The organism is Zafaria cholistanensis (assembly GCF_008580665.1).
Classification (GTDB): domain Bacteria; phylum Actinomycetota; class Actinomycetes; order Actinomycetales; family Micrococcaceae; genus Zafaria; species Zafaria cholistanensis.
The window spans coordinates 173,299-185,344 of record NZ_BKDJ01000007.1; the positions used below are offsets into that span (position 1 = coordinate 173,299).

10 protein-coding genes and 1 pseudogene are annotated in these 12,046 nt (G+C 72.6%); 4 read left to right on the forward strand and 7 right to left on the reverse strand.

Features of this window, described 5'->3' with window-relative positions; translation table 11 throughout:
* Window positions 1-10 precede the first annotated feature (10 nt).
* The 3 genes from rlmC to nirD all read right to left on the reverse strand — a co-directional run bounded on the left by rlmC (window position 11) and on the right by nirD (window position 2,594).
* A complete protein-coding gene (gene rlmC, locus NCCP_RS08550) occupies window positions 11-1,135 on the reverse strand; it encodes a 23S rRNA (uracil(747)-C(5))-methyltransferase RlmC (RefSeq protein ID WP_149956819.1) in 1,125 nt (374 codons plus the stop codon).
* A 170-nt stretch (window positions 1,136-1,305) separates the two neighbouring features.
* Entirely contained in the window at window positions 1,306-2,214 is a 909-nt protein-coding gene (locus NCCP_RS08555; RefSeq protein WP_216364685.1) for a sirohydrochlorin chelatase, read from the reverse strand.
* Complete coding sequence (nirD, locus tag NCCP_RS08560) at window positions 2,211-2,594, reverse strand: nitrite reductase small subunit NirD (protein WP_149956820.1); 384 nt, start codon at window positions 2,592-2,594, stop codon at window positions 2,211-2,213. The genes NCCP_RS08555 and nirD overlap by 4 nt, the downstream gene beginning before the upstream one ends.
* Window positions 2,595-2,982: 388 nt before the next feature.
* Here nirD and nirB point away from each other — a divergent pair, with 388 nt between their 5' ends.
* From nirB to NCCP_RS08575, 3 genes are read left to right on the forward strand one after another with little or no spacing between them, the layout of a single operon-like run.
* A complete protein-coding gene (gene nirB / locus NCCP_RS08565) occupies window positions 2,983-5,694 on the forward strand; it encodes a nitrite reductase large subunit NirB (protein ID WP_149956821.1) in 2,712 nt (903 codons plus the stop codon).
* A gap of 3 nt (window positions 5,695-5,697) precedes the next feature.
* On the forward strand, window positions 5,698-6,774 hold the full coding sequence (gene cobA, locus NCCP_RS08570) for a uroporphyrinogen-III C-methyltransferase (RefSeq protein WP_225873759.1): 1,077 nt from the start codon (window positions 5,698-5,700) through the stop codon (window positions 6,772-6,774).
* Entirely contained in the window at window positions 6,771-7,898 is a 1,128-nt protein-coding gene (locus NCCP_RS08575) for a uroporphyrinogen-III synthase (RefSeq protein ID WP_149956822.1), read from the forward strand. The genes cobA and NCCP_RS08575 overlap by 4 nt, the downstream gene beginning before the upstream one ends.
* A gap of 17 nt (window positions 7,899-7,915) precedes the next feature.
* Here the strand turns inward: NCCP_RS08575 and NCCP_RS08580 are convergent, their stop codons facing one another.
* Both NCCP_RS08580 and NCCP_RS08585 read right to left on the reverse strand, forming a co-directional pair.
* Window positions 7,916-8,329: a hypothetical protein gene (locus NCCP_RS08580; protein ID WP_149956823.1), complete on the reverse strand. Its 414-nt coding sequence runs from the start codon at window positions 8,327-8,329 to the stop codon at window positions 7,916-7,918.
* Between the two features lie 144 nt (window positions 8,330-8,473).
* Window positions 8,474-8,842, reverse strand: coding sequence for a hypothetical protein (locus NCCP_RS08585; RefSeq protein WP_149956824.1), 369 nt, complete (start codon window positions 8,840-8,842; stop codon window positions 8,474-8,476).
* A 50-nt stretch (window positions 8,843-8,892) separates the two neighbouring features.
* Between NCCP_RS08585 and NCCP_RS08590 the strand changes: the two genes are divergently transcribed.
* Window positions 8,893-11,361 carry a Tex family protein gene (locus tag NCCP_RS08590; RefSeq protein WP_225873760.1) on the forward strand — a complete coding sequence of 823 codons (2,469 nt, stop codon included), beginning with the start codon at window positions 8,893-8,895 and terminating at the stop codon, window positions 11,359-11,361.
* A gap of 139 nt (window positions 11,362-11,500) precedes the next feature.
* Here NCCP_RS08590 and NCCP_RS08595 read toward each other — a convergent pair whose 3' ends face one another.
* Complete coding sequence (locus NCCP_RS08595) at window positions 11,501-11,845, reverse strand: hypothetical protein (protein ID WP_149956825.1); 345 nt, start codon at window positions 11,843-11,845, stop codon at window positions 11,501-11,503.
* 76 nt (window positions 11,846-11,921) lie between these two features.
* Window positions 11,922-12,046 (reverse strand): annotated as a pseudogene (locus tag NCCP_RS15270) (3-oxoacyl-ACP reductase); the annotation flags it as partial.

Consider the following 12,046-nt stretch of genomic DNA (forward strand, 5'->3'; position numbering starts at 1 on the left):
GGGCTTCGCCTCAGGCCCGTTCCAGCAGCACCATGGCCTCGTAGTGTCCGCTCTGCGGGAACATGTCCAACACCCGGGCCCGCCGGGGCGTGAGGGAAGGCATCGCGGCGAGGTCCTTCGCCAGGGTTTCGGCGTTGCAGCTCGAGTAGAGCACATGGCGCACCGGAGAGGACTCCAGCCAGCCGCACAGGTCAGGGCCGATCCCGCGCCGCGGGGGGTTGACGATGACCAGTTCGGGCACCTCGGGGGAGCCCAGCGCGAAGGCCGTGGCGTCGCCCGCTTCGAAGCTCATGCCGTCGATCCCGGCCTCGCGGGCGCTCATCCGCGCGCTGGCGATCGCTTCGCGGCTGGTCTCGATGCCCGTGACCTCGCGGCCCGGCCCGGCGCAATGCAGGGCGAAGCCGCCGACGCCGCAGTACAGGTCCCAGACGGACGCCGGAGCCAGCTCACGGACCCAGTCCCGTCCCTGCCGGTACAGCTCCGCCGCGATTTCGGTGTTGGTCTGGAAGAAGCTCTGCGGGCGCAGGTGCAGGTCCACATCGTTGACGCGCATCCGCAGCGTCGACTGGCGGGTGAGCAGGATTTCCGTCTGGCCCTCCACCGTTGCCTTGTGCTCGGGGTGCAGGTTCACGGACACGACCTTCAGCTGCGGCAGGGCCTGCAGCAGCGCGGGCAGGTTCTTGCGGATCCGCCCCACCAGCGCCTTGGAGCGCAGTACCAGACGAACCATGAGCTCCCCGTCCGGGGACTCCGTGACAATCAGGTACTTCAGCTCGCCCCTGCGCCGCGGAACGTCGTAGGGGGTCAGGTTGGCCCGGCTGATGAACTCGCCCAGGACGGGGAAACTGGCCAGCAGCCCCGGGGAGCACAGGCCGCAGCGGCGCAGGTCCACGCCCTGGCCTTCGGTGTCCAGGATGCCGATGGTGGGTTCCTGGGCGGTGCCGCCAACCACCATTTTGGCTTTGTTGCGGAAGCCGGCCCCCGGGCTGGGGACGGGCGGCAGCCACTCCAGGCCGGGGTGGCCGGACAGCAGGGAACGGCAGTGGCGCTCTTTGGCGGCCAACTGCTCGGCATAGGGGACGGCGAGGTGCGTGCAGGAAAGGCAGAGGCCGGCGTCGAAGTAGGAGCACTCCATGGGACAAACATTCTACTCGCTGCCGGAGCGCCGTCCGGGCCGGCCCCGCCCCGGATCCCGGGTGCACAGTCCCTACCCTCTGCCCCTCTGGGCCATGGCCTGCTGCGGCGCGGTGCCCGGTACCCGCTTTGGGGGCCGGGGCCTGCCCCCACCCGCCACAGGCCTGCCCGTTAGAGGCGGTCGAACCGCTCAAGCACCAGCTCGACGAGCTCGGCGGGGACCTCCTCGCCGGGCACCAGCAGGGGCGCCGTCACGACGTCCGCACCGCACCCGGCGACCCGGGAGGCAAAAAACCCGGGGGCCAGCAGGTACGTGGCCACCACGGTCCGGGACGGGCGCCGGCCCCGCCAGGCGCGGCTGAGCGAGTGGCGCAGCGCTTCGCCCACGGTGCGCAGCACGGGCCGGGCCTCGGCAGTTTCCCCCGCGACGGCCTCGGCAAGCGTGGGTGAGGCGGCCGAGACGTAGGCCGCCTCGACCCCGGTGCCCAGCCGCTCGGAGAGCATCCGGGCCATGGCCTGGCAGTCCCGCACTCCGGCGGGATCGGTGGACCCGGCGCAGGCCAGCACCACCCGGTCTCCACTGCGTATCCCGGGACCGTGGAGCCCCGCTTCGCGCAGCCTGCGCTCGAGGACCGCGGCCAGCCGCGGGTCCGGGCCCAGCGGCCGGCCCACGGTGGTGCCCGGGCGCTGCGCGGCGGCCCCGGCGAGGTCGTGCCGGGTGTGGTAGCCGGCCGAAAGCAGCAGCGGCACGATCCGGGCCTCCGGTTCCACCTCCGCCAGGACGGCGTCAACGGCGGGGGACTGGACGTCCACGAAGGCCGGGACGACCGCGAGCTCCGGACGGGCCGCGGCAACGGCCGCCACCAGCCCGGCGATCGCAGCCTGCCCCGCCGGGCTTGAGGTGCCGTGCGACGCGGCCACCAGGACCGACGCCGTCGTTCCCGGCTCCCAGCCGCCCCAGGCTCCGTGCGCGGCGGGCAGGGCTCCGTGCGCGGCGGGCAGGGCTCCGTGCGCGGCGGGCAGGACGCTGTCCGGAGCGGACAGGGACCCCTGGCGCGGGCCGGCAAGCAGGGCGGTCATCGCGGCACCCCCACCCAGAGGCGTTCGCCCCGGACCTGGACCGGGAAGACCCTCAGGGACAGGGAATCGTCCCCCAGGCAGCGGCCGTCATCAAGCCGGAAGACCTGCTTGTGCAGCGGGCTGGCCACGGTATGCACCGCGCCCTCGGCGGTGGTGCGGCTGCCCATGATGCCGCGGGCCATGACGTGGGCTCCGGTAGCCGGGCAGCGCTGCTCCGCGGCGTAGAAGGAGCCGTCGGGGAAGCGGTACAGGGCCACCTGCAGGCCGTCGAGCCAGGCGGCCTCGCCCCAGCCGGGTTCCAGGTCCTCGGGCCGGCACACGTCGTGCCAGCGCAGCTCGGAGGCATCGGTCTCGGATCGTTCCGCAACGAGGATGGTCATGGGGTGTCCTTTCATGTGGCGGCCGGCCGCTTTTGGGGGCGGGCCGCATCGGGATGGTTCGAGCCTAGGGACAGGTTGTTACGGGGCACGCGGGGCGGCGTTTCGGCTCCGTAAATCCGGCCTCACCCGGCCGCAGGGCCACAGTGAGCGGCCCGCGGACCCGGGCCCCTTTATCCCCGCCGCGGCGTTTTCCGTGCCCCCGGGCGGGTTTTGGGGCCGGTGTTTCGGGCATGTTTCAGCCCTCTCACCGGGATTCCGCGGATTCCAGAAATCAACGTTGCCCAGCCGAAACACCGGGGACACCCGGGGGCAAAAGCACTTTCCTACCGTTGGAGTCAGGAACACCGGCGCACCATCCGCCACACCACCAGCCACACCGGAGGACACCATGAGCGCAGCAACCGACAGCACGGCCACCAGCAGCCCGGCACCGGCCGGCGTGCGCCGGATCGTGGTCGTCGGCGGCGGACCCGCCGCCCACCGTTTTACCGAGGCGATGGCCGCCCGCGGACTGGAGGGCATGCACGTCACCGTGCTGACCGAGGAGACGCACGTCCCCTACGACCGCGTGGCCCTGTCCAAGGCGCTGACGCAGATGGACGTGGACCTGACGCTGGGGGACCCGGCGCTGTGGCAGGACCCGGCGGTGGAACTGGTCACCGGCGCCCGCGCCGTCGACCTGGACCTTTCGGTCCGGGAAGTGCTCACCGCCGACGGACGCCGCTTCGGCTACGACGAGCTGGTCCTGGCCACCGGGTCCAATGCCGCCACGCTGCCGATCCCGGGCAACGAGCACACGCATGTCTACCGCTACCTTGAGGACGTGTGGGGCATCAACTCCGAGGTGGCCCGGCTGACCGAAAAGCTCGGCCGCACCATCAACGCCGTCACCATCGGCGGCGGCCTGTTGGGACTGGAGGCCGCCGCGGGGGTCCAGGCCCTCGGCGCCCGGCCCGTGGTCATCGACGGCGGCAAGTGGCTCATGGGCACGCAGCTGGACGAGGGCGCCGGGCAGGCCATGGGCCGCCTCATCGCCGGGAAGGGGCTGGAAGTCCACGGCGGCGTCTTCCCGTCGGCCGTCCTCACCGGGCAGGTGGAGGGGGAAACCGTCGTCACCGGCGTCGAAATGGCCGACGGGCGGGTCATCCCGGCGGACCTGGTGATCGTCTCGATCGGCGTGCGCCCCCGCGACGAGCTGGCGCGCACCCTCAACGGCCGGGCCAAGGCGGCCGCCGCCGAGGCCGCCGGGGTGCCCGTGGAGGAGCTCGACGACGCGGACTACACGCCGGTCTTCCGCATGGGCGTGCGCGGGGGCATCGTGATCGACGAAAGCTGCGCCACCGACGTCGAACACGTCTGGGCCGTGGGGGAAGTCGCCAACTTCGCCGGCATGTGCGTGGGCCTGGTGGCCCCGGCCAACACCATGGCCGAAATTGTCGCCGACCGCCTGCACGGCGGGGACGCCACGTTTGCGGGCTTCGACACGGCCACCAAACTCAAGCTCTCCGGGGTGGATGTCGCCAGCTTCGGCGACGCGTTCGCCAAGACGGAGGGAGCACTGGAAGTCGTCTACGCGGACCCGGCCCGCGGCGTCTACCAGAAGGTCGTGGTCACCGACGATGCCAAGACCCTGCTCGGCGGCATCTTCGTGGGCGATGCCGCCCCCTACACCTCGCTGCGCCCGCTGCTGGGCCGGGAACTGCCGGCCGAGCCGGGAGCCTACCTGTCCGCCGCCGGCGGCGGGGAGGCCCCGGAGACCGAACTGCCGGACGACGCCGTGCTGTGCTCCTGCAACAACGTGACCGCCGGCAGGATCCGCGACGCCGTGGGCGGCTGCGGCACCTGCGATGGCCAGAACCCGGTGCAGGAGCTGGCCGGGCTGAAGACCTGCACCCGCGCCGGCACCCAGTGCGGGTCCTGCGTGCCGATGCTCAAGAAACTGCTGGAGCAGGAACTCACCAAGAGCGGCATCGAGGTCTCCAAGGCCATGTGCGAGCACTTCGACTTCTCCCGCGCGGAGCTCTTCGAGGCCGTGCGGCTGGCCGGACTGGCTTCCTACGAGGCGGTAATGGAGCGCTTCGGCCGCGGCCTGGGCTGCGACATCTGCAAGCCGGCGATCGCCTCCATCCTTGCCTCCCAGCACTCCGCCTACCCGCTCGACGCCGGACTGGGCACCTTGCAGGACACCAACGACCGCGCGCTGGCCAACATGCAGAAGGACGGCACCTACTCGGTGGTCCCGCGCATCCCGGGCGGGGAAATCACCCCGGAGAAGCTGGGCGTGATCGCCCGCGTCGCGCAGAAGTACGGCCTCTACACCAAGATCACCGGTGCCCTGCGCATTGACATGTTCGGCGCCCGGCTGGAGCAGCTGCCGGATATCTGGAAGGAGCTGGTCGAGGCCGGCTTCGAGTCCGGGCAGGCTTACGGCAAGGCGCTGCGCAACGTCAAGAGCTGCGTGGGATCCACCTGGTGCCGCTACGGCGTGCAGGACTCGGTGGCCATGGCCATCCAGATGGAGCTGCGCTACCGCGGCCTGCGCGCCCCCCACAAGTTCAAGATGGGCGTCTCCGGCTGCGCCCGCGAATGTGCCGAGGCCCGCGGCAAGGACGTGGGCGTCATCGCCACCGCCGACGGCTGGAACCTGTACGTCGGCGGCAACGGCGGCGCAAATCCCGCCCATGCCAAGCTGCTGGCCCAGGACCTGGACGACACCACCCTGATCAAGTACGTGGACCGCTACCTGATGTACTATATCCGCACCGCGGACCGGCTCCAGCGCACCGCCCACTGGATGGACGACCTCGACGGCGGGATCGACCACGTACGCTCGGTCGTCGTGGAGGACTCCCTCGGCCTGGGGGAGGAGCTCGAGGCTGCGATGGCCCGCCATGTCGAGAACTACCAGGACGAATGGGCCGCCACCCTCAACGACCCCGAGCGCCTGCGCCGCTTCCGCTCCTTCGTCAACGCGCCGGACCAGAAGGACGAATCGCTCGCCTACATCGAGGAACGCGGCATGCGCCGTCCCGCCGGCCCGGTCCCGCTCGGTGCCGCCATCCCCGTCGGCGCCCCCGCCACCGCCCTGGTTGAGGAGTAAGCCATGAACACCACCCCCGCCAGCCCATTCACCCCGCTGCACGGAACGGCCGACCTGCGCGGCCACACCGTCATCATCACCGGGGCCGAACGCCCCGCGCGGCGGGCCACAGCCCGCTACCGCGCCCAGGGCGCGGAGGTCGTCGCCGTCGCCACCCCCTCGGGGCTGGGGCAGGTCTCCGCGGTCCTGGGCCGGGCCAGCCTGCTGGTTGCCGTCGAGGACGGCCACCCGGGCTGGAGGATCCTGCCGGCGCTGTGCCGCGAGCGCCGCCTGCTGCTGGTGCGCGAGGAGGCCGCGCACGACGGCGGACACGTGACCCTCGTCGGCGGCGGCCCCGGCTCGGCCGACCTGGTCACCGCGCGCGGGCTGGCCGCGCTGGCCCGCGCCGACGTCGTCTTCTACGACCGGCTGGGACCGCACGGCACCGTGGCGGCCCTGGCGCCCGGCGCCGAACTGGTCGACGTCGGCAAGCTGCCAGGGCACCACAAGGTGCCGCAACAGCAGATTGAGGCCCTGGTGGTGGAGGCCGCCCTGGCCGGCAAGTCGGTGGTGCGGCTCAAGGGCGGGGACCCGTTCGTCTTTGGCCGCGGGGGTGAGGAGGTTGCCGCCTGCACGGCCGCCGGCATCCCGGTGACCGTGGTCCCGGGCATCACCAGCGCCGTTTCCGTGCCCGGTTCCTCCGGCATCCCGGTGACCCACCGCGGGGTGAGCCGCATGTTCACCGTGGCCAGCGGCCACGATCCGTTCTCCGAGGCCGAATTGAAGCACCTTGCCGGACTGGGCGGCACCATCGTGGTCCTCATGGGCATCGCCACGCTGCCGCAGACCGTGGCCGGGCTGCTGCGCCACGGGCTGGCCCCGGCCACTCCGGCGGCCATCGTGGAACGCGGCTTCACCGATTCCCAGCGCAGCACCACCGCCCGGCTGGACGCCCTGGTCCCCGCGGCCGCCGCCGCAGGGTGCACCTCCCCGGCGGTGATCGTGATCGGCGAGGTGGTGGCCCTGGGCCACGAGGCGGTCCTTTCCGGCGGGCTGGCGGACCTGGCCGGCCTCCCCGGCACCACGGCGGTGGCCCGGTGACCGGGGAAACGCCCTGCCCCGAGCCCGCGGGGCTGCCCCTGGCGGGATTCCGGATCGGCGTGACCAGCGACCGCCGGTCCGCCGACCTCATCGACGCCCTGGCCCGGCGGGGAGCTGGCATCCTGCACGCGCCGGTCCTGAAGATTGCCCCGGTGGCCGAGGACGCCGAACTGGTGGCCGAAACCCAAGCCATCATCCAGGCCCGGCCCGACCTGCTGCTGGTGACCACCGCCTACGGGTTCCGGCGCTGGATCGAGGCAGCGGACGCCCACGGCCTGGGCGAGGAACTGACCGCGGTCCTGGAGGCGTGCCGGATCCTGGTGCGCGGACCGAAGGCCCGCGGCGCCGTCCGCGCGGCCGGATTCGACGACGAGGGCATCAGCGCGGACGAACGCACCGCGTCCATGGTGGACCGGGCCCTCGCCGACGGCGTGGACGGGCTGACCGTCGCCGTCCAGTTGCACGGGTACGGGGACCTGGAGTCCCTGGACCGGCTGCGCGCCTCCGGGGCGCGGGTCCTGCCGGTGTCCCCCTACCGCTGGGTAGCCCCGGAAGGCAGCGCCGAACGCGTCGAACGCCTCATTGAGGCCGCCTGCTCGGGGGGCCTGGACGTGGTCACCTTCACGTCGGCTCCGGCAGTGGACGCACTGTGGAGCGCAGCCCACCAACTCGGCAGGTACGTGCCGCTGCTTGAGGCTTTCCAGACCTCCCTGATCGCGGCCACCGTGGGACCCGTGACGGCCCAGCCGCTGCTTGACGCGGGGATCGAGCCGCTGGTCCCGGACCGGTTCCGGATGGGAGCAATGATCCGCCAGATCGTCGAGCGCCTCTCCGGGGAGGGGACCCGGCGCTTCGCCACGGCCTTGGGGGAGTGCACGGTGCGCGGCAGCATCGTGGAGCTGAACGGCCGCGAGGCCGAACTCAGCGGCTCCCAGCTGGCACTGTTCCGGGCGTTGGTCGCAGCCCAGGGAACCGTGCTGCCGCGCACCGAGATGGCGGCGCTGCTGCCCGAAGCCTCCGGGGACCATGCCCTGGACATGGCGGTCAGCCGGCTGCGCCAGGCGCTGCCCGCGCCCGGGCTGGTGGCCACGGTCATCAAGCGGGGGTACCGGCTGAACGTCTGAGCCAGGTCTACGGGCGGCTACTTGGCCAGTTCGGCGGCGCAGGCGTCCCGCATCCGCTGCACGGCTTCCGCCGGGGGCTGGTCCCCGGCGGCGACGATCTCCTTGAGGGGGACGGCGATCTCCGCCGGGATGCCGGCCTGTTCCGCGGCCGCTCCCAAACCGGTCAGGACAGCGCGGTCGGGCCCGGAAACCTCCCCGTCCTCCACCGGCGCGCAGGCCGCCCTGATGGCCTGGGTCCGGGCGGCATCCCCGGCCTGGGAGGCGGCGCTGCTGGCGGCCCCCTTGGCGCCGGAGGCCGCGCTCTCCGCAGCCCCGCCAAGTTGGGAGGCGGCGCTGCTGGCAGCGGTGTCGGCACCGGACCCGCACCCGGCGACAAGGGCCAGGGCGGCGGCCATGGACAGGACCAGGGGCAGGGAACGTGCGGCTCGCATGCTTCAAGGCTACTCAGGAATCGCCGCGAGGACAGGGCGGATTAGCCTCCTGCCCGAATGCCCCGGGCCAGGCCCGGCGGACAGTGCACCGCCCCACGGTGCGGGCGGCTTGGGGAGCTGGTGCGGGAAGCTGCCGTGTGCGGGCTACTGGGCCAGCGCGGAGTCGCAGGCGTTGCCCAAGGCCGTGACGGCCCCGGCAGGGGCCTTGTCCCCGGCTTCGGCGATCTCCCGGAGCGGGGCGGTGATCTCCGCCGGCACGCCGTTCTCGCCGGCGGCCAGCACCCACCCGCTCAGGGCCTGGACGTCCGCGGCGGAAACTGTCCCGTCCTTCACCGGAGCGCAGATTGCCTTGACGGCCTCCATACGGGCGGTCTGGGCGACGTCGGAGGCCACCTGCGAAGCCGCGTCGCCGGCCGCCTGCCGGGCGGAATCGGCGACTTCGGCGCATCCCACGGACAGGGCAGCGACGGCGAGGGCGGACAGGGACAGGCTAAGGACACGGGCACAGCGCATCCAATAAGGGTACCGGCGAATTGTCGGCGGAATACGGCACACTGGATCGGGTGAGCCAGAAGAGCACCACCGGCCCGGACCGGGTCCACGCGTCCATCATCGAAACCCTTGCCGCCGAGCTCGGTGTCCAGCAGTGGCAGGTGAGGGCCGCCGTCGACCTGCTCGACGGCGGGGCCACCGTCCCGTTTGTCGCCCGCTACCGCAAGGAGGCCACCGGCACGCTCGATGACGCCCAACTGCGCGACCTCGAAGAGCGGCTGCGCTACCTGCGCGAACTGGAGGACCGCCGCGCCGCCGTCCTGAAGGCGATCGAGGAGCAGGGGCAGCTGACCGGCCCGCTGCGGGACGCCGTGGTGCAGGCCAGGACCAAGGCCGAACTCGAGGACCTCTACCTCCCCTACAAATCCAAGCGCCGCACCCGCGCGCAGATCGCCCGCGAGGCCGGACTGGAACCGCTCGCCGAGGCGCTGCTGGCCAACCCGTCGTTGGACCCCGAGGCCGCCGCAGCCGGCTACCTGGGGGACGGGGTCGCCACGGCCGCGGACGCGCTCGCCGGCGCCCGCGCGATCCTCATCGAGCGCGCCGGACAGGACGCCGCGCTGGTGTCCGACCTGCGCGAACGGCTCTGGACGCGCGGGCGCATCCGGTCCCTGGCCACCGGAGCGGTGCCCGCGGAGGCGGGCCCCGGGGGCACCGGCAAGTCCGGGGACGCCTCGCGGTTCTCCGACTACGCGGACTTCGTGCAGCCGCTGAATTCCCTGCCCAGCCACCGCCTGCTGGCCCTGCTGCGCGGCGAGCGCGAAGGCGAACTGTCCCTGGAAGTGGCCGAGGCCGACCCGCGAGACCCGGACGCGGTGGACACCGCCCGTGCCGGGTACGAGGCCGCCGTCGCCAGGTCCCTGGGCATCACCGCCCCGCTGGAAGCCCAGGCCGGGAAGTGGCTGTCCCAGACGGTGCGCCTGGCCTGGCGCGGGCGCCTGCTGGCGCGCCTGGAGGCGGACCTGCGCTCGCGCGCGTTCGACGCGGCGGAAGAGGAGGCCGTGCGCGTGTTCGCCGCGAACCTGCGCGACGTGCTGCTCGCGGCACCCGCGGGCAACCGCGCCGTGCTGGGCCTGGATCCGGGCCTGCGCACGGGCGTCAAGGCCGCCGTCGTCGACGGAACCGGGAAGGTCGTGGACACCGCCACCATCCATCCGCACGCCCCCGCGAAGAAGTGGGAAGAATCCCTGGCGGTGCTGGAATCCCTTGCGGTGCGGCACGGGATCGACCTGGTGGCGATCGGCAACGGCACCGCCAGCCGCGAGACGGACCGGCTGGCCGGGGAGTTGCTGGCCCGGCTGGGACGGAACCCGGCGTTTGGGGGCACTGCCGCCAAAGTGGTGGTCTCCGAGGCGGGTGCTTCCGTCTACTCGGCCTCCGCGCTGGCCAGCGCGGAACTGCCCGACCTGGACGTGTCCCTGCGCGGGGCGGTGTCGATTGCCCGGCGCCTGCAGGACCCGCTGGCGGAACTGGTGAAGATCGAGCCCAAGTCGATCGGCGTTGGCCAGTACCAGCACGATCTCACCCCCGCGAAGCTGGAACGCTCGCTGGATGCGGTGGTGGAGGACTGCGTGAACGCCGTCGGGGTGGACGTGAACACCGCCTCGCCGGCGTTGCTGGCCCGGGTCGCCGGGGTGGGGCCACTGCTCAGCCGCAACATCGTCGATCACCGCGACGCCCACGGGGCCTTTGCCACCCGCCGGGACCTGCTCAAGGTCCCGCGGCTGGGCGCCAAGGCGTACGAGCAGTGCGCCGGCTTCCTGCGCATCACCGGCGGGCCCGAACCCCTGGACGCCTCGGCCGTCCACCCGGAGGCCTACGGGCTGGCCCGCAGGATCCTTGCCGCGGCGGGGGAGAGCCCCGGGGCCATTGCGGCCTTGGACCCCGCGGCCTTCGTGGACGAGCGGTTCGGGCTGCCCACCGTGCGCGACGTCATGGCCGAGCTGGTTCGCCCGGGCCGGGACCCGCGCCCGGAATTCGTCACCGCGGCCCTGAAGGAGGGCGTGGAGAAGATTTCCGACCTGGTGCCCGGCATGGTGCTTGAGGGCACGGTGTCCAACGTTGCCGCCTTCGGGGCGTTCGTGGACATCGGAGTGCACCAGGACGGCCTGGTGCACGTGTCCGCGATGAGTGCGAAGTTCGTCTCCGACCCCCGGGAAGTGGTCCGCTCCGGGCAGGTGGTCAAGGTCAAGGTCCTGGAGGTGGACCCGGCACGCAAGCGCATATCGCTGACCCTGCGTTTGGACGACGAACCCGGAAAGAACGAGACCCGGAAGAAAGAGTCCAGGCAGAAAGAGTTGGGGCAGCCTGCCCGGCAGGAGGGCCCCCGTTCCGGTTCCCGCCACGGCGGGGCCCGCCCGGCCCGTACGCAGCCGGACGCCCGCCGGCCGCGCCCCGCCGGTGGCATGGGGGCGGACCGGGAGCCGGACACGGCGCTGGCCCAGGCGCTGCGCAACGCAGGCTTGGGCGGTGCGGGCTAGGAGCAGGGCAGGTTAGGGCAGGACAGGGAAACCAGCGCGGCCTCCCGGCGGCTTCCTGCTGGCGGAAGACCGCCGGGAAGCCGCCGGGAGGCCGGCGGAAGGGACGCTTCCGGGAATGGAAGCGGGGCAAGGGATGCGGTTACATCCTTTGCCGGCGGTCGGCATGGGCGAGCAGGGCGAGGGTGAACTCCGCCGCTGTCATCTCCGGCAGCGGGCCGTCGACCGGCAGGCTGCGGATCAGGTCGAACCGCCCGTCAGCGTCGGGCGCATCCTGCGTCCCGGCCAGTTTGCGCAGCCGGTCCGAGTCCATCGTGCCGCCGGCCGCCAGGGCCGCGGCGAGGTCATCCAGGTCCGCGAGGACCTGCTGCCTGCCGGTGGGGGAGCGCAGGACCCACTGGTCGCCGAAGGCGGAGATGGCTGCCCGGTTCCCGGCAGCCTGCTGCAGCAGCCGGGCAACCTCCCCCTTGATGCCCTTGATGTTCACGTACGCAGTCAGGCGCGATACTGTCCTGCCGCCGGGGCATCCTGCACACATGGGTAACCGTCCTGTTCGTGCCCGGTCAGGGCATGACGTCGCCGCTGTTGGGGCCGAGGGTCTGGCCAGTGTACAAGTCTCCGCCGGGGGAGGAGGCCAGCAGCAGCGCCGTCGGGGCGACCTCGTGCGGGTGCCCGAAACGGCCCACGG

Excerpts from the sequence above, each read along its gene's own strand:
- rlmC (WP_149956819.1), bottom strand. The coding sequence starts at position 1,135 with ATGGAGTGCTCCTACTTCGACGCCGGCCTCTGCCTTTCCTGCACGCAC.
- NCCP_RS08555 (WP_216364685.1), bottom strand. The coding sequence starts at position 2,214 with ATGACCGCCCTGCTTGCCGGCCCGCGCCAGGGGTCCCTGTCCGCTCCG.
- nirD (WP_149956820.1), bottom strand. The coding sequence starts at position 2,594 with ATGACCATCCTCGTTGCGGAACGATCCGAGACCGATGCCTCCGAGCTG.
- nirB (WP_149956821.1), top strand. The coding sequence starts at position 2,983 with ATGAGCGCAGCAACCGACAGCACGGCCACCAGCAGCCCGGCACCGGCC.
- cobA (WP_225873759.1), top strand. The coding sequence starts at position 5,698 with ATGAACACCACCCCCGCCAGCCCATTCACCCCGCTGCACGGAACGGCC.
- NCCP_RS08580 (WP_149956823.1), bottom strand. The coding sequence starts at position 8,329 with ATGCGAGCCGCACGTTCCCTGCCCCTGGTCCTGTCCATGGCCGCCGCC.
- NCCP_RS08585 (WP_149956824.1), bottom strand. The coding sequence starts at position 8,842 with ATGCGCTGTGCCCGTGTCCTTAGCCTGTCCCTGTCCGCCCTCGCCGTC.